Annotated in this window: 18 protein-coding genes and 2 tRNA genes; 16 read left to right on the top strand and 4 right to left on the bottom strand. The window is 64.8% G+C overall.

Features of this window, described 5'->3' with window-relative positions; all coding sequences use genetic code 11:
- Positions 1-49 precede the first annotated feature (49 nt).
- On the top strand, positions 50-553 hold the full coding sequence (purE, locus tag IP90_RS13905; protein WP_144900262.1) for a 5-(carboxyamino)imidazole ribonucleotide mutase: 504 nt from the start codon (positions 50-52) through the stop codon (positions 551-553).
- Between the two features lie 24 nt (positions 554-577).
- On the top strand, positions 578-1,720 hold the full coding sequence (locus IP90_RS13900; RefSeq protein WP_144900261.1) for a 5-(carboxyamino)imidazole ribonucleotide synthase: 1,143 nt from the start codon (positions 578-580) through the stop codon (positions 1,718-1,720).
- Between the two features lie 96 nt (positions 1,721-1,816).
- Here IP90_RS13900 and IP90_RS13895 read toward each other — a convergent pair whose 3' ends face one another.
- Entirely contained in the window at positions 1,817-2,395 is a 579-nt protein-coding gene (locus tag IP90_RS13895) for a superoxide dismutase (RefSeq protein WP_144900260.1), read from the bottom strand.
- Between the two features lie 148 nt (positions 2,396-2,543).
- Here IP90_RS13895 and grxD point away from each other — a divergent pair, with 148 nt between their 5' ends.
- The 11 genes from grxD to IP90_RS13840 all read left to right on the top strand — a co-directional run bounded on the left by grxD (position 2,544) and on the right by IP90_RS13840 (position 16,446).
- Positions 2,544-2,864 carry a Grx4 family monothiol glutaredoxin gene (grxD, locus tag IP90_RS13890; RefSeq protein ID WP_144900259.1) on the top strand — a complete coding sequence of 107 codons (321 nt, stop codon included), beginning with the start codon at positions 2,544-2,546 and terminating at the stop codon, positions 2,862-2,864.
- Positions 2,861-3,604: an SDR family NAD(P)-dependent oxidoreductase gene (locus IP90_RS13885; RefSeq protein ID WP_144900258.1), complete on the top strand. Its 744-nt coding sequence runs from the start codon at positions 2,861-2,863 to the stop codon at positions 3,602-3,604. The genes grxD and IP90_RS13885 overlap by 4 nt, the downstream gene beginning before the upstream one ends.
- Positions 3,601-4,200 carry a YhgN family NAAT transporter gene (locus IP90_RS13880; protein ID WP_144900257.1) on the top strand — a complete coding sequence of 200 codons (600 nt, stop codon included), beginning with the start codon at positions 3,601-3,603 and terminating at the stop codon, positions 4,198-4,200. Before IP90_RS13885 ends, IP90_RS13880 begins: the two co-directional genes overlap by 4 nt.
- Before the next feature lie 267 nt (positions 4,201-4,467).
- A complete protein-coding gene (locus tag IP90_RS13875; RefSeq protein ID WP_144900256.1) occupies positions 4,468-7,647 on the top strand; it encodes a TonB-dependent receptor in 3,180 nt (1,059 codons plus the stop codon).
- 174 nt (positions 7,648-7,821) lie between these two features.
- Positions 7,822-9,204 (top strand): nucleotide 5'-monophosphate nucleosidase PpnN, encoded by a 1,383-nt coding sequence (gene ppnN / locus IP90_RS13870; protein ID WP_144900255.1) that lies wholly within the window; start codon positions 7,822-7,824, stop codon positions 9,202-9,204.
- 237 nt (positions 9,205-9,441) lie between these two features.
- A complete protein-coding gene (locus IP90_RS16860; RefSeq protein WP_144900254.1) occupies positions 9,442-9,945 on the top strand; it encodes a GspH/FimT family pseudopilin in 504 nt (167 codons plus the stop codon).
- The gene (pilV, locus tag IP90_RS13860; protein WP_144900253.1) at positions 9,942-10,418 is read left to right on the top strand and encodes a type IV pilus modification protein PilV; all 477 of its coding nucleotides are present in this window, start codon (positions 9,942-9,944) and stop codon (positions 10,416-10,418) included. The genes IP90_RS16860 and pilV overlap by 4 nt, the downstream gene beginning before the upstream one ends.
- Positions 10,419-10,441: 23 nt before the next feature.
- Entirely contained in the window at positions 10,442-11,572 is a 1,131-nt protein-coding gene (locus IP90_RS13855) for a PilW family protein (RefSeq protein ID WP_144900252.1), read from the top strand.
- Positions 11,573-11,577: 5 nt separating this feature from the next.
- The gene (locus IP90_RS13850) at positions 11,578-12,102 is read left to right on the top strand and encodes a pilus assembly PilX family protein (RefSeq protein ID WP_425477120.1); all 525 of its coding nucleotides are present in this window, start codon (positions 11,578-11,580) and stop codon (positions 12,100-12,102) included.
- A 25-nt stretch (positions 12,103-12,127) separates the two neighbouring features.
- A complete protein-coding gene (locus IP90_RS13845; RefSeq protein WP_425477119.1) occupies positions 12,128-15,982 on the top strand; it encodes a pilus assembly protein in 3,855 nt (1,284 codons plus the stop codon).
- Between the two features lie 77 nt (positions 15,983-16,059).
- Positions 16,060-16,446 carry a type IV pilin protein gene (locus tag IP90_RS13840; RefSeq protein ID WP_277874220.1) on the top strand — a complete coding sequence of 129 codons (387 nt, stop codon included), beginning with the start codon at positions 16,060-16,062 and terminating at the stop codon, positions 16,444-16,446.
- A 52-nt stretch (positions 16,447-16,498) separates the two neighbouring features.
- Here the strand turns inward: IP90_RS13840 and IP90_RS13835 are convergent.
- Both IP90_RS13835 and IP90_RS13830 read right to left on the bottom strand, forming a co-directional pair.
- Positions 16,499-16,575 (bottom strand) — tRNA-Asn (locus IP90_RS13835).
- A gap of 34 nt (positions 16,576-16,609) precedes the next feature.
- Positions 16,610-17,227, bottom strand: a complete 618-nt coding sequence (locus tag IP90_RS13830) for a GspH/FimT family pseudopilin (RefSeq protein ID WP_144900249.1) — start codon at positions 17,225-17,227, stop codon at positions 16,610-16,612.
- 251 nt (positions 17,228-17,478) lie between these two features.
- On the opposite strand from IP90_RS13830, the gene uvrB reads away from it, so the two are divergent.
- The 3 genes from uvrB (at position 17,479) to gspE (ending at position 21,533) form a co-directional block, all read left to right on the top strand.
- Entirely contained in the window at positions 17,479-19,524 is a 2,046-nt protein-coding gene (gene uvrB / locus IP90_RS13825; protein WP_144900248.1) for an excinuclease ABC subunit UvrB, read from the top strand.
- Between the two features lie 86 nt (positions 19,525-19,610).
- Positions 19,611-19,685, top strand: a tRNA-Val gene (locus tag IP90_RS13820).
- Between the two features lie 132 nt (positions 19,686-19,817).
- A complete protein-coding gene (gene gspE / locus IP90_RS13815; protein ID WP_144900247.1) occupies positions 19,818-21,533 on the top strand; it encodes a type II secretion system ATPase GspE in 1,716 nt (571 codons plus the stop codon).
- Between the two features lie 154 nt (positions 21,534-21,687).
- Here the strand turns inward: gspE and IP90_RS16775 are convergent.
- Positions 21,688-24,517, bottom strand: a 2,830-nt coding sequence (locus tag IP90_RS16775) for a YadA family autotransporter adhesin (RefSeq protein ID WP_199753493.1), incomplete at its 5' end; no start/stop codon positions are given.

The raw sequence follows: 24,517 nt of genomic DNA, 5'->3' as shown, positions 1-24,517 counted from the left end.
CGTGGCGACGTGAGGCCGGTAGAATACGTCTTTGCGACAGGGATCGACCATGTCTGCCAATCCGGATCACCCACTCGTCGGCGTCGTGATGGGTTCCCGTTCCGACTGGGAAACGATGCAGCACGCAGTGCAGAAGCTCGACATGCTTGGCGTGCCGCACGAGGTGCGCGTGGTGTCGGCGCACCGCACGCCCGACGTCCTGTTCGAGTACGCGGCCAGCGCGGCGCAACGCGGCTTGCGCGCGATCATCGCCGGTGCTGGCGGCGCGGCGCACCTGCCGGGCATGCTCGCGGCCAAGACCGCGGTGCCGGTGCTCGGCGTGCCGGTGCAGTCCAAGGCGCTCAACGGCATGGATTCGCTGCTGTCGATCGTGCAGATGCCGGCCGGCATCCCCGTCGCCACCTTCGCCATCGGCAACGCCGGCGCGTCCAACGCGGCGCTGTTCGCAGCGGCGATGCTGTCGGCGGAACGGATGGACATCGCGGCGGCACTGGCGGCGTTCCGCCAGCGCCAGACCGATGAAGTCACCGGCCACGACGATCCGCGGACGTAATCGACAAGAAGTAATCGACAAGACATGACTACGGTAGGGATTCTTGGCGGCGGGCAGCTGGCCCGCATGCTCGCGCTTTCCGGCGCACCGCTCGGCCTGCGCTTCCTGGTGATGGACACCGCGGCCGATGCTTGCGCCGGCCAGTTCGTGCCGATGGTGGTCGGCGACTATCGCGATGAAGCGGCACTGTCCGAATTCGCATCGCGCATCGATGTCGCCACCTTCGATTTCGAGAACGTCCCGGCCGAGAGCGCGCAGTGGCTGAGCAATCGCGTGCCGGTGTTTCCGAATCCGCGCGCGCTGGCCACGGCGCAGGATCGCCTCGCCGAAAAGACGCTGTTTCGCGAACTCGGCATCCCGGTGCCACCGTTTGCGACCATCGACACGCGCGAGCAGCTCGATGCGGCGATCGCCGCGATCGGCCTGCCCTGCATCCTCAAGACGCGGCGACTCGGCTACGACGGCAAGGGCCAGTTCCGCGTGCGCACCGCGGCCGATGCCGATGCGGCATGGCAGGCGCTCGGCGCACAGGCGGGCAAGGTCGGCCTGATCCTGGAAGGCTTCGTCGCTTTCGAGCGCGAGTTGAGCGTGGTTGCCGTGCGTGGCCGCGACGGGGAATTCCGTGCCTGGCCGCTGACCGAGAACTGGCACGTCGATGGCGTGCTTTCGGTGAGCCTGGCGCCGGCGCGGGTCGATGCCGCGCTGGCCGAAACCGCGCTCGCCCATGCGCGCAAGTTGGCCGATGCGCTCGACTACGTCGGCGTGTTCGCGCTGGAACTGTTCTGCCGCGATGGCGAACTGCTGGCCAATGAACTGGCCCCGCGCGTGCACAACTCAGGGCACTGGACCATCGAAGGCGCCGAGACCTCGCAGTTCGAGAACCACCTGCGCGCCGTGCTCGGCCTGCCGCTCGGCGACACCCGCATGCTCGGCCATGCCTGCATGCTCAACTGGATCGGCGAGATGCCGGATGCGTCCGCCGTGCTGTCCGAACCGGGTGGGCACTGGCACGATTACGGCAAGTCGCCGCGTGCCGGCCGCAAGGTGGGGCATGCGACGTTGCGGGCGGATTCGACGCAGGGCTTGGCCGCATCGCTTCAGCGCATCGGTGCAGGCCTGGGTCGCGAGTCCCAGGTCGAGCCTGTCGTGCAGGCGCTTGCTCGCTAGCGTCGAACAGATTCGCGACGCGTTCGCCGGGCCGCCGCAATGGAAACGAAAACGGCCGGAATCGTCCGACCGTTTTCTTGCAGCGCGGATCTTCGCTTACTTCATGTTGGCAGCAACGAAGTCCCAGTTGACCAGGTTCCAGAACGCCTCGACATACTTCGGTCGCGCGTTGCGGTAGTCGACGTAGTAGGCGTGTTCCCACACGTCGCAGGTGAGCAGCGGGGTATCCGCGCCGGTCAGGGGCGTGGCGGCGTTGGGCGTGCTGGCCAGCGCCAGCGAGCCGTCCGGGCGCTGCACCAGCCAGCCCCAGCCCGAGCCAAACGTGCCGACAGCGGTCTTGGTGAACTCGTCCCTGAAGCGGGCGAAGTCGCCGAAGGCCTTGTTGATGGCGTCGGCCACCTTGCCGGTCGGTTCGCCACCGCCCAGCGGTTTCAGGCAGTTCCAGTAGAACGTGTGGTTCCAGACCTGCGCGGCGTTGTTGAACATGCCGCCTTGGGACTTGCGGACGATTTCCTCCAGCGGCATGTCGGCGAACTCGGTGCCTTCGATGAGCTTGTTGAGGTTGTCGACGTAGGTCTTGTGGTGCTTGCCGTAGTGGTAGTCGAGTGTTTCGCCGGAAATGTGCGGCTCCAGCGCGGTGCGGTCGTAGGGAAGGGGCGGCAGTTCGATGGCCATGGCTGGCGGATTCTCCGGTGGGGCTAGGCGGGTCCCCTCCGTTAGCGGAGGGATGTTCGGCCAAACAAAAGCGGCACAAGGCCGCCAAGGTTTAGAATTGCAGTTTAACCGACGGGCCTAGCCGCCCGTCCCGCAGGAGAAAAACGCAATGTCCGTACTGGAACGGATCCAGGCCGAAGTCGAAGGCCATCCGATCGTGTTGTTCATGAAGGGAACGCCGCAGTTCCCGATGTGTGGTTTTTCCAGCCGCACCGTGCAGGCGCTGAAAGCCGCAGGCGTCGGCCAGATGCACACCATCAACGTGCTGGAGGAGCCGGAGATCCGCGCCAACCTGCCGCGCTATTCGAACTGGCCGACCTTCCCGCAGTTGTTCATCAACGGCGAACTGATCGGCGGTTGCGACATCACGCTGGAACTGTACGAATCCGGCGAACTGGCGCGGATCGTGTCGGAGACGCAGCGCGCGTGAGTGCGACGCCGGGCATTGCCGTTGCTGCACAGTTGGCCGGTCGCGTCGTGCTGGTGGCGGGCGCCCATGGCGGCCTCGGCGCTGAGGCGTCGAAGGCCTGCGCGCGCGCGGGTGCCACCGTGGTCCTGTTGGGACGCAAGCTGCCGCGCCTCAATCGCATCTATGACGCCGTCGCCAAGGAAGGACCCGAACCGCTGCTGTATCCGCTGGACATGGAAGGCGCCTCGCCCGACGACTACGTCGAACTGGTGGGGCGCATCGAATCCGAACTCGGCCATCTTGACGGCCTGCTGCATTGCGCCGCCGAATTCCGTGGCCTGACCCCGCTGGAACATGCCGATCCGGCCGCGATCGCGCGTGCCCTGCACATCAACGTCACTGCGCCGTGCTGGCTCACCCAGGCCTGCCTGCCGCTGCTCAGACGTGCCGACGATGCCGCGGTGGTATTTGCACTCGATGACACCAGTCGCGTCGGCCAGGCTTACTGGGGCGGTTATGGCCTGGCGCAACACGCACGCGCCGCGCTGGTCGCGATGCTGCATGCCGAGCTGGCCAACACTGGCGTGCGCGTGTCCGGCCTGCAGCCAGGTCCGATGCGCACCGCGCTGCGCGCCACGGCCTATGCCGAAGATGGCGATCGCGATGCGCGCGACCCCGCGTTGTACGCCGATGCCTGCGTCACGTTGCTGTCGCCGGCAGGCGGCGAGCATCGCGGACTGCTCTGGAAAGTGCGCGCGTGACCATCGCTTCGGCCGCGCTGCTGTTGTTCCTGATCCTGGATCCGCTGGGCAACATCCCCGTATTTCTCAGCCTGCTGCGCGGCATGCCGGCGCGACGGCAGCGCATCGTGCTGGCACGCGAACTGCTGATCGCGCTGGCCGTGCTGATGCTGTTCCTGTGGTGCGGCCAGTACGCGCTCACCGCCATGCACCTGCGCCAGGAATCGGTGTCGATCGCCGGTGGCATCGTGCTGTTCCTGATCGGCATCCGCATGATCTTTCCACCGCCGGAAGGGCTGATGGGCGAGATCCCGGAAGGTGAACCGTTCATCGTTCCGATGGCGATCCCGCTCGTGGCCGGGCCCTCGGGCATGGCCGCCGTGATGCTGATGGGCACGCAGGAACCCAATCGCATGGGTGCCTGGAGCCTGGCGCTGGTGCTGGCCTGGGGCGCCACCGCCGCCATCCTTTTTTCCGCCACGTTGCTCTACAAATGGCTGGGCCAACGCGCGCTGATGGCGCTGGAACGGTTGATGGGCATGCTGCTGGTGGCGATCTCGGTGCAGATGCTGCTCGACGGGCTCGGCACCTATCTCCGGTCCAGCCAGGTCGCCTGATCGCCGGCACCGGCGACTGAGCCCCGGCGACCATTCCAAGTCGACGGCAAAAGTACGGTTTAAGCCCTATATTTCAGGGACTTCACATCGTCATCTGCCTGTCATCCGCGCAGGCTAACGTGTTAATCTGTCGTTAACCGCTGCAGGCGCGCCTTGCCGCCGCGCGGACCAAGGGACCCACCACGCTTTCCGCTTCATTGCAGCGCGCCGCACGCCTGCATTGTCCGCAAACGCATCTTCAAAAACGCACCGAGGTCGAGGAACAAAATGGCTCATAACAACCGTGTCCGCCTGTCCAGGCTGTCGCTGGGACTGATCGTCGCGCTCGCCGCGGCCCCCGTGTTCGCACAAAGCACGACTGCCGGTGTCGGCGGCCAGGTGCTGGGTGCCGATGGCCAGCCGGTCGCCGGCGCGGTGGTCACGATCACCCACACCGAATCGGGCACGGTCAGCCGCGCCGCCACCGACGCCAGCGGCCGCTACAACGCGCGCGGCCTGCGCGTCGGCGGTCCCTACACGATCACGGTGACCAAGACGGGCGCTGGCACGAGCAGCCAGGAGAATGTCTACCTGGCGCTGGATGCGGTCTCGCAGGTGAATGCGCGCCTGAGCAACGACGTCGCCACGCTCGAGTCGGTCCAGGTCGTCGCCACCGCCGGTTCGGACGTGTTCGACTCCAACAGGATGGGCGCGGGCACCAACATCAACAATGCACTGCTGAACTCGCTGCCGTCGATCAAGCGCGACCTGCAGGACTATGCGCGTCTTGATCCACGCGTGTCGCAGACCGACAAGGAGCGCGGCGAGATCTCCGCGCTGGGCCAGAACAGTCGCTACAACTCGATCACCGTCGACAGCGTGTCGATCAGCGACACCTTCGGCCTGGAATCGAACAACCTGCCGACCGTGCGCCAGCCGATCTCGATGGACGCCATCGAGGAAGTGCAGGTCAACGTCGCCAACTATGACGTTACCCAGAAGGGCTACACCGGCGCCAACATCAACGCCGTCACCAAGTCGGGTACCAACGAATTCCACGGCTCGGTCTATGGCACCTATCGCAACAGCGACTGGGTACGCGAGGAAGACGATCGCGGCTTCACCTTCAACCGCTTCGACGACGAAAAGACCTACGGCGCCACGTTTGGTGGCCCGATCGTCAAGGACAAGCTGTTCTTCTTCCTCAACTACGACAAGACCGCAATCTCCGCGCCGGCGCCAGACCTGAGCAACGGCCCGATCGGCAGGGGCACCATCACCCAGCAGAACGTCGAGGACGTGCGCCAGGAAGCGATCCGTCGCGGCATGGATCCGGGCACGCTGGGCACATCCGCCACCGATACCGAGCTGGAAAACTTCCTGGCGCGCTTCGACTGGAACATCAACGACGACCATCGTGCGGCGTTGCGCCTCAGCCACACCGAGCAGGCCGAGGCGATCCTGCCAGGCTTCGGTACCGGCTTCTTCTCGCTGTCGAGCTACTGGTACAGCCAGAAGAAGGAATTCGACAACTACGTCGTCGAGCTGTACAGCGACTGGAACGACAGCTTCTCCACCGAGTTCCGCGCGTCCTATCGCGACTACACCAGCGCGCCGGACATCTACGCGCGCCAGCCGCAGGTTCAGGTCGACTTCGGCCGCGACAACATGCGCTTCGGTACCGAGGCGTTCCGCCAGATCAACCAGCTCGATACCAAGACCTGGAACACGTACGGCGCCGGCAACCTGTTCCTCGGCGACCACACCGTCAAGTTCGGCTTCGACTACGAGTCCAACGACATCACCAACCTGTTCCTGGAATCCGGTTTCGGCCAGTACCGGTTCGGCAGCCTCGACCTGTTCGAACAGGGCGTCTATCGCGAATACGTCGCGCGCGTCTCGCCGACCGGCAACGCGGCCGACGCGACCGCCAGCATGAAGATGGACAACCTGGGCCTGTTCGTGCAGGACACCTGGATCGTTACCGACCAGCTGACCCTGACCGCCGGCCTGCGCTGGGACAAGACCGGCATCGACGACGTGCCGACTTTCAATGAGGCCGCATTGGCCGAGTTCGGCTACGACAACCGCATGACCGCCGATGGCGCCACGCTGATCCAGCCGCGCTTCGGCTTCAACTACACCCTGGATACCGAGCGTCGCACGCAGTTGCGCGGCGGCATCGGCCTGTTCCAGGGCGCGGCGGCCAACGTCTGGATGATCAATCCGTTCACCAACAACGGCGAGACCATCGCGATCTACGGCTGCGGATTCTCCGGTTCCATCGAGCGCTGCCCGAGTACCGTCATCCCCGGTCGCGAGTTCAGCTCCGACCCCGACAACCAGCCGCAGTTCGGCAGCGCGCGCGCCGACGTCGACCTGCTGGCGCCGGACTTCGAGCAGCCGTCGGTGTGGAAGGCCAACTTCGCGATCGACCACGAACTGCCGTGGTGGGGCACCGTGCTGTCGTCCGAGGTCGTATTCACCTCGGTCCACAAGGGCATCACCTACGAACATCTGAATCTGGGTGATCCGACCGCGGTCGGCCCCGATGGCCGTCAGCTGTTCTGGGATTCGACCGACGCGTCGAACTACAACGGCGACGAGTTCGATGCCACCTCCCGCGCCAACGCCAACCAGGATTTCCGCGAGGTGATGCTGGCGCGCAACACCGACAAGGGCGACGGCGTGAACTTCAGCGTGACGCTGACCAAGCCCAAGACCAGCGACAACCCCTGGTTCTGGCAGCTGGCCTACGCCTACAACGACGCCACCGAAGTCAACGGCCTGACTTCCAGCCGCGCCATCTCCAACTGGCGGGCGCGTGCGGTGTTCAATCCGAACGAGGACGTGGCGTCGCGTTCGGCCTACGCCATGCGCGACCGCTTCACCGCCGCCGTGGCGTGGGATCACGTCTTCTTCGGCAACAACAAGACCACCGTGTCGATGTTCTATGAAGGCCGTCGCGGCAAGCCGTACAGCTGGACCTTTGCCGAGGACATGAACGGCGACGGCCTGCCGGGCAACGACCTGCTGTACATTCCGGGCGGCCGCAACGACGTCGTGTTCCTCGATCCATCCGAGGAAGCCACCTTCTGGGAGCTGGTCGATCACTACAACCTCGGTGGTGGCGGCCCCACCAAGCGCAACAGCGCGTTCTCGCCGTGGACCCACAGCTTCGACCTGCGCATCTCGCAGGAACTGCCCGGCTTCTTCGAGGGCAACAAGGCGGAGATCTGGCTGGACGTGCTGAACGTCGGCAACCTGCTCAACAAGGACTGGGGACATCTGGACGAGGTCGGCTTCCAGTCCGACGGTGGCCAGGTGCGCAGCTTCGTCAACTTCGCCGGCATCAGCGAGGACGGCAAGTACATCTACGACCTGGTCGACGTGGAGAACTTCGCCCGTCGCGACAACGCTGGCGAATCGCGCTGGGCGCTGCAGCTGGGTTTCCGCTACAAGTTCTGATTTCTTCCAGTCTGCAAGTACGCGAACGGCCGGCGCAATCCGGCCGTTCGCATTTGTGCGGCACACTTTATAAGGACGGCGTGCTGCGCTGCTACCCTGCCCAAAAACAGGAGCTGCTCCCGGCAGCCGACTAGGTACGTTAAAGTCGGAAACCCGCTGTCACAGATCGCATAGATGACCGAAATGCTCTCCAGTTCCCTGCCCACGGTCGACGCCCGCATCTATCCCAAGGGCGGCCTCGACGTGCTGTCGCGCGATGAAGTGGCGCGCCTGCGCGCGACCTCCGAAGGCGGCATGCACGACCTGCTGCGGCGTTGCGCGCTGGCGGTGCTGACCAGCGGCAGTGCCTCGGACGATCCGCGCGCGGCAGGCGAGCTGTATCCGCATTTCGACATCCAGGTGCTGCAGCAGGATCGCGGCATCTGTATCGACCTGTTGAACGCACCGGCCATGGCCTTCGTCGATGGCGAGATCATCCGCGGCGTCGCCGAACTGCTGTTCGCGGTGGTGCGCGACCTGGCCTACACCGCGATCGAAATGGGCGAGCACAGCAACTACGATCTCGACACGTCGTCCGGCATCACCAACTCGGTGTTCGGCCTGCTGCGCAACGCGCGCATCCTGCATCCGGCCGACCCGAACCTGGTGGTGTGCTGGGGCGGGCATTCGATCGGACGCGACGAATACGTCTACACCAAACAGGCCGGGTACGAACTGGGTTTGCGCGGCCTGGACATCTGCACCGGCTGCGGCCCGGGCGCGATGAAAGGCCCGATGAAGGGCGCCACGATCGCCCACGCCAAGCAGCGCCGGCGCACGACGCGCTACATCGGCGTCACCGAGCCGGGCATCATCGCCGCCGAATCGCCGAACCCGATCGTCAATCACCTGGTGATCATGCCGGACATCGAGAAGCGGCTCGAAGCGTTCGTCCGTATCGGACACGGCATCATCGTGTTCCCCGGCGGCGTCGGCACGGCCGAGGAAATCCTGTATCTGCTCGGCATCCTGCTGCGCGAGGAGAACCGTGACCTGCCGTTCCCGCTGATCCTGACCGGCCCCACCATCGCTGCGCCGTACTTCGAGCAGATCGATCGCTTCATCCGCCTGACGCTGGGCGAAGCCGCTGCCGCGCGCTATGAAATCGTCATCGGCGACACCACTGCCGTGGCCAGGAAGATGGCACAGGGCATCAAGCGCGTGCGCGAGTACCGGATCGCGCAGAAGGATTCGTTTTTCTTCAACTGGGCGCTGGACGTGCCGCTCGAGTTCCAGCAGCCGTTCCTGCCCACCCACGAAGCGATGGCCGCCCTCGATCTTCACCACGGCCGCAAGCCGCACGAATTGGCTGCGGATCTGCGGCGTGCGTTCTCCGGCATCGTCGCCGGCAACGTCAAGGAAGACGGCATGCGCCGCATCGAGGCCCATGGCCCCTTCGAGATCCATGGCGCCAAGGACATGATGGACGCCCTGGACGAACTGCTGCGCGCCTTCGTCGTCCAGCGGCGGATGAAGATCACAGGCGAGTACAGGCCCTGCTATCGGGTGTTGGCGTAGGCTGCTACCTAGCGCAGTTTCCGTGGCGGACAATGCTGGAGCGTGGTCCGACAAACATCAGCTGGCCGCGTACGGGATCCGAGACCAGATCCGGCCAGCTTCAATCCGGCTGTGACGCCTCGCACGGATCGGAACACGTCCATCCCTTTTTCGTGACCGCTTGTCCGTCAGGGCTTGCATCCAACCCCTGCTGCCGCCAGCCTTGCGCGGTCTCCCCGGGGAAGGGTGGCTATACCCATGTATTCGATACGGACCAAAGGGTTCTCCTTGGTCGAGCTGATGACGGTGGTCGCGATCGTCGCGATCCTGGCCGCCATCGCGTTTCCGAGCTTCCACAGCACGCTGCAGTCGAACCGGGTCGCCACGACGACCAATGAATTGATCGCGAGCATGTCGCTGGCCCGAACCGAGGCCATCCGTAGCCGTGAGCGCGGTTCGGTCTGCACCAGTGCGGACGGTGCGACCTGTGGTGGCGACTGGAACAGCGGCTGGCTGGTGTGGTCGGATCTCGATAGCAATGGGGCGGTCAACGGTACCGAAACCGTTGTGCGCTACGTCCAGGGGCATCAGAAGCTGACAGTGACGGGCAGCGCCAACCTGCTCGCATTCGATGGCAGGGGACGCATCGTGGGCGGTGCACAGTCGGTCGGCGTACACCCGGACGATGCCGCCACGCCCATACGCTGCGTCCTCATCGGGCCCACCGGCCAGACCCGCACGACACAGGCAGCTTGCCAATGAGCCTTCGATCGACAAGTCTGCGCAGGTCGCAGCGTGGTTTCTCCATGATCGAGGTCCTGGTCACGCTGGTGGTGCTGGCATTGGGCCTGCTCGGCTTCGCACTATTGCAGACCATGAACCTGCGCTACACGCAGGGTGCGAACCATCGCACCCAGGCCACCAATCTTGCCTACGACTTGCTCGACCAGATGCGGGCCAACCGCTTGTCCGCCGCGCAATACACCGGTGCGACTTTCGCGGCTGGCAGCGTGACTCCAGCAGCTTGCAGCCGGCCCGTCGGCACCGTTCCCGTAGCCGGCACGGGCGGCGTGATCGAGCGTTGGCAATGCCAAGTGGTGGATGCGCTGGGTCCGCAAGCCAGCGCGAACGTCACCTACAACAACGGTGCCGTCGTGGTCACCATCAACTGGGGCGAGCGGTTCGCACTGGAATCAGCGGGCTCGACTACATTCGTCGTGAGTACCCAACTGTGAAACGTCTTCGTCCGATTCATCGCATGGCCGGTGTCACCCTGATCGAGCTGATGGTTGCGCTCGCGATCGGCACCCTGCTCATCCTGGGACTGGTGCAGGTATTCGGTGCCTCGCGCACCGCCTACCAGCTTTCCGAAGGCATGGCGCGGACGCAGGAGAATGCGCGCTTCGCCATGGATTACCTACAGCGCGACATCCGGATGGCAGGCCATTATGGTTGCGTCAACGACCAGGCCCACCTGCAGACGCCGGGTTCGTTGCAGCCGCATTTCGGAGCCGCGCCATTATTCCCACTCGACTTCGCTGTTTCGGTGCAGGGTTACGAAGCCACTGGGACTGCACCGGGCAGCAGTCTGGCACTCGGGGGGACCTGGAACGCGGCATCCGGTTTGCCAGCACTGATCACGGCGCTCAATCCTAGGCCGGGGAGCGACGTGATCGTGTTGCGCTACTTCAGCAACGAAGGTGCGCCCGTCACCGCGATCAGCAACGCGGCCAGCGAAGAAACGGTCACCCTCGCCGATGGCCGCTGGGACACGCTGACCGGTGATGGCGTGGCCACTCCGACGCTGTTCGGCATCGCCGACTGCAGTCGCGCCGATGTCTTTGCGGGCAGTGGGGCAGGTACTGGAATCGTGACCGTGACCGTCGCCAGTGCGGCTACGCCGGATACCGACCTCGCTGGTCGTTTCACGCCACAGCCCTCAGGCCAGACCACGCTGTATCGCGCCGAGTCGCTGGTGTACTACGTTGGCACCAGCACTGCATCCGGGGAGCCAGCCCTGTTCCGCGCACGTTTCAACGGCACAAGCTACGTGCCGGAAGAGCTGGTCGAAGGCATCGAGAACCTGCAATTGCTGTACGGGCAGGATCGCATCACCAATCTCGCGACGACGCCGCCGAGTGGCTACATCGATGTGCAGAACCCGGCCAATGCTGGCGGCACGTGGGTGGCCGACGACTGGCGCCGTGTCGGTTTGGTGCAGGTCGGCATCCTCGCGCGCAGTCCCGGGCGGGCGGCCGCACCGCAGGCCAGCGTCAATCCTCGGAGCGTGCTCGGTGTCAGTTTCACCGCGCCGACGACCAATGATGGCCGTTATCGCGCCAGTTATGAGGCGACCGTCGCCATGCGCAACCGCTTGTACGGCAATTGACCGGGATGAAGTCCATGACCAGTCGAACCAGTGGCTTTCGTCCAACCGCACGTCGCCAGCGTGGCGCGGTGCTGTATATCGCATTGATCATGCTGATCCTGCTGGCGCTGATCGGCGTGGTCGGCATGCAGGTTTCCGGCATGCAGGAGCGCATGTCAGCGAACTATCGCGCAGGGAACCTGGCCTTCCAGCGCAGCGAAGGTACCGCCCGCAACGCGGAATGCGTGCTCGAGGATATCGTCAACCGCACCACCACTGCAGGTTGCAACGCCTTGGCGGCGGCTGACATCGAGCAGGTCTGCGACAACGGGTTCGATCCAGGCGAATGGGCGGAAGGCCAGACGCTGGCCTCGGCGCCCGTAGTGAACGCGCGTCTGATCGGGCCGTGCATTTCCGGGAACTCGGATCTGGACATGGGCGGCCCGATCAATGAGGACCCGAACCCGATCTATCAGGTCACCGCGTACAGCACCGACTTTGACGAAAACCCCTCGGCCGGCGCGGCCATCGACACCATTTTCAGACCTTGAGGAGCCGGTAATGGCATCCCGCCGAATGAAACTCGCAACCGCAGCAACCGCCACCGTCCTCGCGGCAGGCGGTTACTTCCTGTATTCAGTGTTCGCAGTACAGGGACAGGGCACGCTCGCACAGGCGCCGCTGAACGTACAGGCACAGGTGCCGCCGGCCTTCATCATGGCGGTCGACGACTCGGGCTCGATGACGTTCGAAACCCTGTTCCCGGGTCGTGACGGCCAGGCGTATTGGGACAATGCCACGGCTGGCACCAACGGTTTCTTCGATGCCAACGGGAACTTGCGCACGTCCGGCGACAGCATCAATGCGGGCAATGATGGCGATACCGGCAACGGTTCCTATAACCATCTGCTGCCGTACCCGGGACATCGGATCGACAGTGGTCGCTTCGCGATCCCGCCGCTCGACAAATTCGGTTTTGCGCGGTCGCCCGAATTCAATCCGGCGTACTTCAATCCACTGGTGACGTATTCCCCTTGGAAACGTCCCAATGTAGTGACCAATGCAATCGAGGACTATCCGAACGCCTCGACGACGGCAACCCGCCCTGATCCTGACTCCGCCAATTACACTTTCAATCTTTCCGCCATCCATCGTGACCGGACGGATGATGGCGACGAAGTACCGGCCGCAAGCGAGATGTTCGTGGTGCCGGATGACGCCTTCCTGCCTGAGGGCACGCAGTACTACATGACCGCCAGTTGCGGTGGACTCGGAGGCCGGAATGGCGCAGACCTCAACAAATGGATGACAGTCGGCAGTGGCGGCGTCACCATGACCAACGACTGCGCGATGGGCATCGCCTACCGGCCTGCGACCTTCTACCTCAAGACCACGACGCCTGCTCCCCCGGGATATGACGCCGGCAGAGTCGAAGTGGCCAATGCCTGTGGCAATGGCTGCAACATGTACCGGTACGAGATCACGGATACGATGTTCGGCACCGACGCGCCGGCGCTGCTGCAGAACTTCGCCAACTGGTTCAGTTTTTACGGCGATCGCAACCGTTCGATGATCGCTGGCCTGACGCGGTCGCTGGTCGATGTCGAGCAGATGCGCATTGGCATGTTCACGATCAACGATCGCGAAGACGTTGTCATGCGCAACATGGACGTTGCTACCGACAAAGCGGCCCTGTACAACGACCACCTGCTGGCGCTTCCTGCTTCCGGCAGCACGCCGAACCGCTTTGCCGTGGATCACCTGGGCAAACAGTTCCAGCGTGAGCCGGAAGATGAAAACGACACCAGCGCGCCGGTGCAGCTCGCCTGCCAGAAGAATGTGGGCATGCTCTTCACCGATGGCTACAGCAACCAGGGCAGCGTGGATGATGCGGGCAACGTCGACGAAGGCATGCCCAGCCCGTTGAACGACAGCCATTCCAATACGCTTGCGGATATCGCAGCCAAGTACTACCTGGCGAACCTGCGCGATGATTTGCCGGCCGACAATGTCAAGGTCCCGGATGCCTGCAAGACTACGCCGAACGATCCGAAGCTTGATTGTCGCAATGACCCGCACATGAACTTCTACGGGATCACCCTCGGTGCGAAGGGTAATCTCTATGGCAGCGGGATCTATATCGACGATCCAATCACCCGCAAGGTCAATGAAGCCACCGAGGCGGCATATGTCACCCCGCCGGCATGGCAAGCCTGGGAGAACGACCGGCCCAGCACCGTGGACGAGATCTGGCACGCGGCGATGAACGGTCGTGGCGAGTACATCAACGCTACCACTCCCGCCGACATCACCGCCGCGATGCGACGCGTGATCGCCGCCCTGAATGAGGGCAAGTCGCCGGCGGGCAGCATCGCGGTGACCGGCTCCCGCATCGGCGCCGGCACGCTGACGGTCGAACCGTTCTATGAGGCAAAGAGCCCAGGCACGGACTGGTACAGCACGCTCACCGCAAGGACGGTCAGCGTCGATCCGGTCACCCGCGCGGCGACTTTCACCTTCGCCTGGGAAGCGAGTGCACAGCTGCCGGATGCGGCCAGCCGTACGAACGTGTGGTTCACGAACAGTGCCGGAACGGTGGTGCCGTTCGATGCCACCAATGTCTCCAGTCTGGACACGCTATGCGATAGCGCGACCGCAGGAATGTCCCTGTGCACGGCCGCCGAAATAGCGGCTCTCGACACGACCACTCCGATCACCCCGATCACCGTCGCCGATGCGGTCAATTACCTGAAAGGCGACCAGAGCAAGGAAGCTGACGGCACCTTGAGGTTTCGCACCACCCGCCTGGGCGATATCGTCAATTCCACGCCCATAGTCAGTGCTCCGACCGACGATTACGGCTATCGCTCCCTGCCGGCGCCATACGGCAGCTCCTACGGCACTTATCTGACGACCACCAAGAACGGCCGCCGCCCGATGGTCTACGCCGGCGCGAACGACGGCATGCTGCACGCATTCGATGGGCGGACCAGTACGGCTGGAGGTGTCGAGCGTTTCGCCTTCATCCCGCAAAGCGTGGTGGGCCATCTGGGCAACCTCCTGTTTCCCTACGATCCTTTGACCGAGGGTGACCAGAAGTTCCAGCATCGCTATTACGTGGACGGTCCGCTCGCCGTTTCCGATGCCTATTACGACGGCGCATGGGAAACCGTGTTGGTGGGCACGACCGGCGCAGGCGCGCGTGGGGTATTCGCGCTGAACGTGTCGGATGCTTCCCATCCGAGCACGTCATTCGGTGCGACGGATCGCCTATGGGAAATCAACGACACCAATGTCGCCCTGCCGGCGAACGTACGTCAGAACATTGGCTTCGTCCTCGGCAAGCCGGTGATCGTTCCGGTTAAGACCAGTACGGGCACCGTTAGCTGGAAGGCCATTTTCGGCAATGGTTACAACAGCGAAGGTGGCAAGGCCGTGCTGTTCATGGTCGATATCGATGATACGGCCACGCCGACCATCACGATGATCGAGGCGGTCGAAACCGGGGACGACGTGCCTGCGGGCAGCAACGGCCTAGGCAACATCGTGGTCGTCGATCGCTGGGCACCGAACGCCACCACCAACGCGTTGACCGTACGCAGCCGGGACGGATTTGCCGATACGGTCTATGCCGCCGACCAGAAGGGCGCCATCTGGAAGTTCGACCTGCGCAGCGAGACTCCCGCCAATCTGGAGACTCCGCTGTTCACCACGCTGAAGTACGCCAGCGGCACCGAAACCGGGACACGCCAGCCGATCACGGGCGGCCTGACCGCTGCCGCAGGCCCGGGCGGCGGCGTCCTGCTCTATTTCGGTACCGGCAGCTTTTCCTTCGCGGGTGATGGTGCCGACGAGACACAGCAATCGCTGTACGCGGTACTGGACAACGGCGGCACCACGACGCTGACCCGCGCCGATCTGCTGCAGCAGACCATTGGCACCACCGTGAACGGTGTGCGCACGACCAGCATGAACGGCATGACCGCAGGGTTGTCAGGCTGGTATCTCGACCTGACCAACAAGGAACGTTTCGTGGCCTATCCACGGATCGAGAGTGGCGTGGTGTTCATGCCGACGTATTCGCCCAACGAAGCCGTAGGTTGCGGCGCCATCGGCAACAACTGGCTCTATGGTCTCAATGCACTCACCGGCGCGGCTGCACTCTCCAATGCCAGGGTAGGTTCGCCGACAGGTGCGTCGCCCGGCGCAGGCACAGGGGCCATGGTCCTGGAAACCGGCGGTACGGCACCGGTCAAGGACGTGGCGGTGATGACGGCGCCACGAATCGCGCCGCTCGGCTCGGCGGCCACGGCCGATGACCTGGCTGCCGCGCTGGGTGCGCAGTGCTCGATGGTGATCCAGGTCGCCGGTGCGCCGCCACTGTACCTGCCGCGTGCCTGTGGACGCCAGTCGTGGCGCCAGATCCAGTAACAGGGGGAGACAACGTGCAAGCTTTCGAAGCAACGAAGAATTGTCCAGGCGTCCGGCGCAACTCGCATGCGCGCGCCATCCGCGGCTTCACACTCATCGAGCTGATGGTGGTGGTGGCGGTGGTGGCGATCCTCGCCTCCATCGCGCTGCCGAGCTACCAGGACAGCGTGCGGAAATCGCGTAGAGGTCAGGCCAAGGCCGATCTGGTGGAACTGGCACAGCTCTTGGAGCGCGAGCACACGGTGAGGAATTCATACGGAAACGATACGACGGATTACGACATCCCCTTCAATCAATCTCCGAAGACGGGCACCGCTCATTACACGATTGCCTTGTCCAATCAGAGCGCCAACACATTTACATTGACCGCTACGCCAGCAGGCTCACAAGCCAACGATACCTGCGGCAACCTAACGCTCAATCAGGCCGGGGCCAAGACTCCGGCCACCGGGGGTTGTTGGTAACGCAGCACAGCAACAAAAAAGCCGCGCAATGCGCGGCTTTTTTCTTCAAGAATGGCGCCCGAAGTTGGACTCGAACCAACGACCCCCTGATTAACAGTCAAGTGCTCTAACCGGCTGAGCTATTCGGGCGGGGACGGCCATTTTAGGGCGTGACTGGCTGGGGTCAAGTTCGGCCTGCCGGAACGGGCTCTGCGTTCGTGCAGACCGGGCTGCTGGCGGGCGCCCGGACGGTGCGCGCGCGACCCCAGTTGTTGAGAACCACCTGCGCGAGCGTGTTGTCGCCTTCGGCCGAGCATAGGCTCAGGGTCAACGTGCTGCCCGTCGAGCGGCCATCCGGCTGGAAGCGGGCGCGTTCGCGGCCAGCCGAGGCCCGCAGGATCAGGTTGCCGCCCAGGGGTTGCACCACGCGGAGGATGTCGGCGGTACTGCCGGGCTGGCCGGTGCGCTTGGCATCGACAAACAGGATCCAGCCGTCCTCCCAGACCCCGTCATAGCGGCAGCTCTGCTGATCGCGGCTGGGGCAAACCGTTACCGGTTGCCGGCGCATCACCGCCGTGCTGCGTGCAGAGCTCAGGGTCGAGGTCAGCAGGTGCGAGGCGGTTGCCGTGTGCGTTCGTTGCAATATTCCCGTCAACGCCGGCAGGCCGATAGTGGCCAGTACCGCTACGACGGCCAGTACCGTCAGTGCTTCAATCAAGGAAAAACCGCGATTCCTGCGCTTCATGTTCAGCTCCGTGCCGATGAAGTGGTCAGCTTGCGCCGCGGCAAGAATTCGCGGCATCGGCGCAATCCCGAAGCAGGGGTAGGAAAATCCCGATCCGGCCCCAGATCTGGACCTGCATGTGGACGGCCCGGTCCCGTTCCTCCACACCCGATGACTTGCGGAGTCGGCCTGCCCGACTGCTCCTGCTCCCCTCGAGGAAACAGCTGGAAGGTCGCCGAGCGGTTCCGACTCCACGAAGCAGCGATCGTCGCGGCGATCTGGCCAACACGCAGCGCGCTAAACTTTCCCATCAGCAGATGCAGGCAGCGATGAACGATCTCGTCCAACCTTCCGGATTCCAGCTGGTCGCGCCGTATTCCCCGGCGGGCGACCAGCCGCAGGCGATCGCGCGGCTGGTCGACGGTTTCGAGTCCGGATTGGCGCAGCAGACGCTGCTCGGCGTGACCGGCTCGGGCAAGACCTACACCATCGCCAACATGATCCAGGCCGTGCAGAAGCCGACCCTAGTGATGGCGCACAACAAGACGCTGGCGGCGCAGTTGTACGGCGAGTTCAAGGCGTTCTTCCCGCATAACGCGGTGGAGTATTTCGTCAGCTATTACGACTACTACCAGCCGGAGGCATACATGCCTTCGTCTGACACGTTCATCGAAAAGGACAGTTCGATCAACGAGCACATCGAGCAGATGCGCCTGGCGGCGACAAAAACGCTGCTGTCGCGCAGCGACGCGATCGTGGTGGCGACGGTGTCGGCGATCTACGGCCTGGGCGCGCCGGAGGATTACCTGTCGCTGCGCCTCATCCTTTCGCGCGGCGAACGCATCAACCAGCAGGATCTGATCCGGCACCTAATCCATCTGCAGTACAGCCGCAACGAGTACGAACTGCAGCGCGGTACGTTCCGCGTGCGCGGCGAGATCATCGACGTGCATCCGGCGGAAAGCGACACGGAAGCACTGCGGATCGAACTGTTCGATGGCGAGGTCGAGAAGCTGAGCATGTTCGATCCGCTCACCGGCGAGACGTTGCGCCAGGTGCCGCGTTACACCGTGTATCCCAAGACCCATTACGCGACGACCCGTGAGCGCACGCTGTCGGCCGTCGAGACGATCAAGATCGAATTGAGAGAGCGCCTGGAACAGCTGTACGCCAGCAACAAGCTGGTCGAGGCGCAACGCCTTGCACAGCGCACGCAGTTCGACCTGGAGATGATGAACGAGGTCGGCTACTGCTCGGGCATCGAAAACTATTCGCGCCATCTCACCGGCAAGGCGCCGGGCGAGCCGCCACCGTGCCTGTTCGACTACCTGCCGCCCGACGCGCTGCTGGTGGTCGACGAATCGCACGTGACCGTGCCGCAGCTCGGCGCGATGTACAAGGGCGACCGTTCGCGCAAGGAAACGCTGGTGGAGTTCGGCTTCCGGCTACCTTCGGCGCTGGACAACCGGCCGCTGAAGTTCGAGGAATGGGAGGCGCGGACGCCGCGCACCGTGTTCGTCTCGGCAACGCCCGGCCCGTACGAATTGCGCAAGTCCGACGGGCAGGTCATCGAACTGGTGGTGCGCCCGACCGGCCTGATCGATCCGCAGGTCGAGATCCGGCCGGTGGCGACCCAGGTCGACGATCTGATGTCGGAGATCAACGAGCGCGTGGCGATGGGCGACCGCGTGCTGGTGACCACGCTGACCAAGCGCATGGCCGAGAACCTCACCGAGTACCTCGGCGAGCACAACATCCGCGTCCGTTACCTGCACGCCGACGTGGAGACGGTCGAGCGCGTCGAGATCATCCGCGACCTGCGGCTGGGCAAGTTCGACGTGCTGGTCGGCATCAACCTGCTGCGCGAGGGCCTGGACATGCCCGAAGTGTCGCTGGTGGCGATCCTGGATGCCGACAAGGAGGGCTTCCTGCGTTCGGCCGGCTCGCTGATCCAGACCATCGGCCGCGCCGCCCGCAACGTGCGCGGCAAGGCGATCCTGTATGCCGACCGCATCACCAATTCGATGCAGAAGGCAATCGAGGAGACCGACCGCCGCCGCGAACGCCAGGTCGCGTACAACACCGAGCACGGCATCACCCCGCAGTCGGTGGTGCGCGCGGTGATGGACGTGATGGAAGGTGCGCGCGACGAGGCAGGCGAGGGCAGCCGCGGCGGCCGCAGCGAACGTAAGGCGGCGCGGCGCGTGGCCGAGGAAAAGGCCGAATATGCCGCGCTGGATCCGGCCAGGTTCGCGCAGAAGCTGAAGGCGCTGGAGCAGCAGATGTACCAGCACGCACGCGACCTGGAATTCGAGGCCGCGGCCCAGGTGCGTGACCAGATCCGCCGCCTCAAGGACGCCAGTCTCGCCGGTTAGCGCCGCCTGAGGTCAACCATCCGGTTGTCCGGCCACCGCCACTGGGCTAGAATTCGCGGCCCTGAACGGTTTTCCTTCAGGACTTCGGGCGGTTAGCTCAGCGGTAGAGCACTACCTTGACATGGTAGGGGTCACAGGTTCGAACCCTGTACCGCCCACCACGCCTTCGCAGCGTGGCATCCGACAAACGGCGCGCCCTTCGCAGGTCGCGCCGTTCGCGTTTCTGCACCGCGACACAATTCCAAGGCTCGCGGTTGCTGCTACAGTCGGCCGCAAGGTATCTGGACCCCTGCATGGATACGACGACCAGCGTGATCGAGAACGCAACCGACGCCGACGAGCGCATCGTCGCGGCCTTGATGGCCAAGGGCCGCCTGAAGGATGCCGACCTGACGCGTGCGCGTCGCCTACAGGAAGAAGCCGGCGGCAGCCTGCTGGCGTTGCTGGCGCGGCTGGGCCTGGTGTCGGAGCGCGACCATGCAGCCGCGGCGGCCGAGGTGCTCGACCTGCCGCTGATCAGCGCCAAGGACGCCCCGGAACTGCCGCCGGAAGGCGTGACCTTGTCGACCAAGTTCATGAAGCAGTTCCACATCTGCCCGATCGGCACCAACGACACGCAGGTCGGGGTGATGATGGCCGATCCGCAGGATGCCTACGCGCTCGATGCAGTGCGCCTCGCAACGCAGCGCGAGGTCAAGGTCGCGGTGGCGCTGCGCTCGGAGATCGACGACCTGATCGAACGCTGGTATGGGCAGGGCCGCAGCGCGATGGGCGCCATCGTGGAAACCGCGGAAGGCGAGAGTGGGGATATCGACGACGTCGAGCACCTGCGCGACCTGGCTTCCGAGGCACCGGTGATCCGCCTGGTGAATCTCGTCATCCAGCGCGCCGTCGAGATGCGCGCGTCCGACATCCATATCGAACCGTTCGAGAACCGGCTGAAGGTGCGCTATCGCGTCGACGGCGTGCTGGAGGAAGGCGAAAGCCCGCCGTCCAACCTCACCGCTGCGGTGATCAGCCGCATCAAGATCATGGCCAGGCTCAACATAGCCGAGCGCCGCCTGCCGCAGGACGGCCGCATCATGCTGCGCGTGCAGGGCAAGGAGCTGGACCTGCGCGTGAGCACGGTGCCGACCGCGCATGGCGAGAGCGTGGTGATGCGTTTGCTGGACCGCGAGACGGTGGTGTTCGACTTCCAGCGGTTGGGCTTCACCGACAATTTCCTGCCGCAGTTCCAGAAGGTGCTGGACCAGCCGCACGGCATCCTGCTGGTCACCGGGCCGACCGGTTCCGGAAAGACCACGACGCTGTACACGGCGCTGTCCAAGCTCAACACCGCGGACGTCAAGATCATCACGGTCGAGGATCCGGTCGAATACCAGATCGAAGGCATCAACCAGATCCAGGCCAAGCCGCAGATCGGGCTGGATTTCGCCAACGCGCTGCGCAGCATCGTGCGCCAGGATCCGGACATCATCATGATCGGCGAAATGCGCGACCTGGAAACCGCGCGCATTGCGATCCAGTCCGCACTCACCGGACATCTGGTGCTCAGCACGCTGCACACCAACAACGCGGCCGGTGGCATCACCCGCATGCTCGACATGGGCGTGGAAGACTATCTGCTGACCTCAACGGTCAACGGCATCCTTGCGCAGCGGCTGGTGCGGCGGCTGGAACCGACGCATGCGGAAAAGTATCCGGCGTCGCCGGAAGAAATCGAGAAGTTCGCGTTGCGCCGCTACCAGCCACAGGGCGAAATCTTCCTTTATCGCCCGCGCGGTTCGGCGCTCGCGCCGACCGGTTATCTCGGACGCACCACCATCATGGAATTCCTGGTGATGAACGACGAGCTGCGCCGCGCGGTGATGCGACATGCCGGCATGGGTGAACTCGAGCAACTTGCGCGGCAATCCGGCATGCGCACCATGTACGAGGACGGCATCGCCAAGGCATTGACCGGCGTGACCACCATCGAGGAAGTACTGCGGGTCACCGAGGACGCCTGAGCGACTCCTTCCCGCTGTGGTCGATCCTGCTGTCGTCCCGAGCGAAACTGGAAAGGCTGCTTTCCGCAGCTACACAGATCCTTTTTCTTGAATAGCCGCAATGAGAAAGCCCGGCTTGCGCCGGGCTTCTCGTCTTTCCATTCCGATCGCTTCGTTACAGATCGAGGCCGAAGCCGATACCCGCCGACGACTCGTCGCCGCTGAACGCACCGCCCAGGGTGAACGACGCGCGGTCGCCGATCTTCTTGCCGTAACCGATCGAGATCGCCTGCTCGCCGCCGAGGAAGCCGGCGCCCACCGCAACGCGCCCGCGCGGGCTGGCGCCGTTGGCGGCGTTGGCCGTCATCTGCACCATCGCCGAACTCATCGCGCCGACCTGGTCGATGCGCTCGTCCTGCTGGCGGAACTGTTCGTCGACCTGACCGCGGAAGACGTTGAAGTCGTCCTCGATCGCGTTGAAGCGGATGTCGGTGTAGGCCTGTGCCGAAGACAGCGTCTGCGTATTGGTGCTGCGCATCTGGCTGACGTTGACCGCATCGGTACCGCGCGTACCCGCGGCAACGTTGGCGACCTGGCGTTCCGCTCCTTCGCTGCCGACCGACACGGTGTCGGCGCGATCGGCCACCGAATTGGCGCCCAGTGCCACCGCATTCTCGGCAGTGGCCTGGCCCGACGCCGGTGCGCCGGCATTCGGTGCCGCCACTGTCGCCGGACTGTTGCCGGCCACCGCGGGTTTCGGACCGCCCACGGCTGCAGGCGTGATCGTCTGCGATCCTGCCGGCGCTTGCGCGTTGGCTGTCGTGCCGGCCGCCGGCGCGTTGCGCGCCGTGGTCGCGACGGCCGTGTCTTCGGCGATGGTCGCAGTCGGTGCCGCCCTGGCTTCAACCGGCTCGCTTGTGATTGCGGGGCCAGCCTTGGCGGTCGCGGTCGCGGTCGCCGTCGGCACGCTTTTCGCCGATGCGGCTTCTGCCGGTTTGGCTGTGGCTGTCGTCGACGTGGCTTGCACCGTGGCCGTCGTCGTGCTGGCCGTGGCACTTGCAGGTGTTGCCGCTGCCGGAGTGGCGGTGCTGCCGACCTGGATGTCGTTCACCTGTCCCTGCAGGTCGTTCAACTTGTTGTCCACCGCAGTGAACGCCGCGCCGACGTTGTTGTAACTGCTGCCCTGGATGGCGAAGTTGGGCGCCACGAACGCACCACCCGCGAAGCCGGCACCACCGCCCAGCGTATTGGCGAAGGACTGCAGCTGGCCGACGTTGACCGCATCGGTCGTCTGGGTGCCGGCGGCCAGGTTGGTGATCTGCCGGTTGCCGATCGCCACGCTGTTGCTGCGGGTGGCGATGGAACCGGCACCCAGCGCCACGGCATTGTTGGCCGTGCCACTGACGCTGGCACCATTGCCGATCGCCACGCTGTTGGCCGTACGCACCACGGTATTGGCACCGATCGCGGTTGCACCATCCTTCTGCGCATCGCTGAACGATCCCAGCGCGGTGCTGCCGACGCCAAGCGCCTGCGCATCGCTACCGACAGCCGTGGCCATGTCGGCCTGCGCCGCACTGGCGGCACCGACCGCAGTCGACGAAACACCGCTGGCGCTGGCGAGCGTACCGGCGGCGACGCTGTTCTCGCCGCCTGCGGTCGAACCTTCCTCGCCCGTAGCCTTGAAGAACTTGCTGGTGTTCTCCACGGTGTCGGCGACCTCGTCCAGCTGCGCCTTGTTCACCGCATCCGTGGCTTCCGTTGCCGCGGCGACGTTGGTGATCTGACGTTCGTTGCCGGCACTGCCCACCGAGACACTGTTGTCGCGGTCGGCCAGCGAGCCCGCACCAAGCGCCACGCTGGCGTTGCCGGTGACGTTGCTGCTTACACCGAGCGCGACGCCGCCAGCGGCTGCCGCATTCGCGCCGGTGCCGATCGCGACACCATGCGTGGCCGTGGACTGCGTGGCATAGCCGAGGCTGATGCCGTACATGCCGCTGGTGTAGCTGCGGCTGCCGATGGCGGTGGCGTAGTCGTTGTCGGTGGTGCTGATCGAGCCCAACGCCATGCTCATGCGCCCGCTGGCGACCGCCGCGGCACCCAGGGCCGTAGCCTGGTCACCATTGGCGTAGGCGGCCGAGCCGAAGGCGCTGGCACCCAGTCCGTTCGCGGTGGTGCCGGTCAGGAAGCCGCTGGGGAAGCCACCGCCGCTTTCGAACAGCACCACGTCGCCCGGCGTACCGACGGCTACCGAATAGTTGCCGGTGGTATTGCTGCCATAGCCGATCGCGGAGGACGCTTCGCCGCCCGCCAGTGCATAAGCGCCCACGGCCGTGCCCAGGAACGTATCGGCGCTGCTGCGGTAGCCCGCGGCCGTGGCCTGCAGGCCGGCAGCGGACGACTCGGTGCCCAATGCGGTGGCGTATTCGCCACTGGCATTGGCGCCGGCACCCAAGGCGCTGGACCAGGTGCCGGCGGCTGAGGCAGCGGCCCCCAGCGCGGTGCTGCCGTCACCACTGGCCTCCGTGCTGGCATACATCGGGTTGCCATCCTCGTCGAGGATCGGGTTGCCGTTGGCATCGAGCAGCGCCCGTTGGCCGCCGACGGCCGTGCTGGAGGTGCCCGAGGCATTGGCGCCATTGCCGTTGGCGGTGGCGTTGTCGGCCACGGCGGCGGCCTGGTTGCCGGTGGCGGTGGCACCGATGCCGACGGCCGCCGAGCCTGCGCCATAGGCCGAGGCGGTATCGCCCTCGGCATAGGCATGGGCGCCGGAGGCGAGGGCGAACTCGCCGACCGCTTGCGCATCGTCGCTGCCGTCGTTGGCGCCGTTGGCCTGGAAGTAGCGCGTGGCCGCGTCGGTGGTCTCGTTCAACTGCGCCACGTTGACCGCATCGGTGTCTTCGGTACCGGCGGCGACGTGGGTGATCTGACGCTCGCTGCCGGCGCTGCCGACCGAGACCGTGCTGTCGCGATCGGCATGGCTGTTGGCCCCGATGGCGGCACTG

Source organism: Luteimonas cucumeris, assembly GCF_007830035.1.
GTDB classification, from domain to species: Bacteria; Pseudomonadota; Gammaproteobacteria; order Xanthomonadales; family Xanthomonadaceae; genus Luteimonas_C; species Luteimonas_C cucumeris.
Note: the sequence above shows the minus strand (reverse complement) of the source record. Positions and strands in the feature narration are given on the sequence as shown.

Bases quoted from the DNA above. Each gene is read 5' to 3' on its own strand.
- purE (WP_144900262.1), top strand. From the start codon at position 50: ATGTCTGCCAATCCGGATCACCCACTCGTCGGCGTCGTGATGGGTTCC.
- uvrB (WP_144900248.1), top strand. From the start codon at position 17,479: ATGAACGATCTCGTCCAACCTTCCGGATTCCAGCTGGTCGCGCCGTAT.
- pilV (WP_144900253.1), top strand. From the start codon at position 9,942: ATGAGCCTTCGATCGACAAGTCTGCGCAGGTCGCAGCGTGGTTTCTCC.
- IP90_RS16860 (WP_144900254.1), top strand. From the start codon at position 9,442: ATGTATTCGATACGGACCAAAGGGTTCTCCTTGGTCGAGCTGATGACG.
- ppnN (WP_144900255.1), top strand. From the start codon at position 7,822: ATGACCGAAATGCTCTCCAGTTCCCTGCCCACGGTCGACGCCCGCATC.
- IP90_RS13895 (WP_144900260.1), bottom strand. From the start codon at position 2,395: ATGGCCATCGAACTGCCGCCCCTTCCCTACGACCGCACCGCGCTGGAG.
- IP90_RS13900 (WP_144900261.1), top strand. From the start codon at position 578: ATGACTACGGTAGGGATTCTTGGCGGCGGGCAGCTGGCCCGCATGCTC.
- IP90_RS13875 (WP_144900256.1), top strand. From the start codon at position 4,468: ATGGCTCATAACAACCGTGTCCGCCTGTCCAGGCTGTCGCTGGGACTG.
- IP90_RS13855 (WP_144900252.1), top strand. From the start codon at position 10,442: ATGGCCGGTGTCACCCTGATCGAGCTGATGGTTGCGCTCGCGATCGGC.
- gspE (WP_144900247.1), top strand. From the start codon at position 19,818: ATGGATACGACGACCAGCGTGATCGAGAACGCAACCGACGCCGACGAG.
- IP90_RS13845 (WP_425477119.1), top strand. From the start codon at position 12,128: ATGAAACTCGCAACCGCAGCAACCGCCACCGTCCTCGCGGCAGGCGGT.
- grxD (WP_144900259.1), top strand. From the start codon at position 2,544: ATGTCCGTACTGGAACGGATCCAGGCCGAAGTCGAAGGCCATCCGATC.
- IP90_RS13830 (WP_144900249.1), bottom strand. From the start codon at position 17,227: ATGCCGCGAATTCTTGCCGCGGCGCAAGCTGACCACTTCATCGGCACG.
- IP90_RS13850 (WP_425477120.1), top strand. From the start codon at position 11,578: ATGAAGTCCATGACCAGTCGAACCAGTGGCTTTCGTCCAACCGCACGT.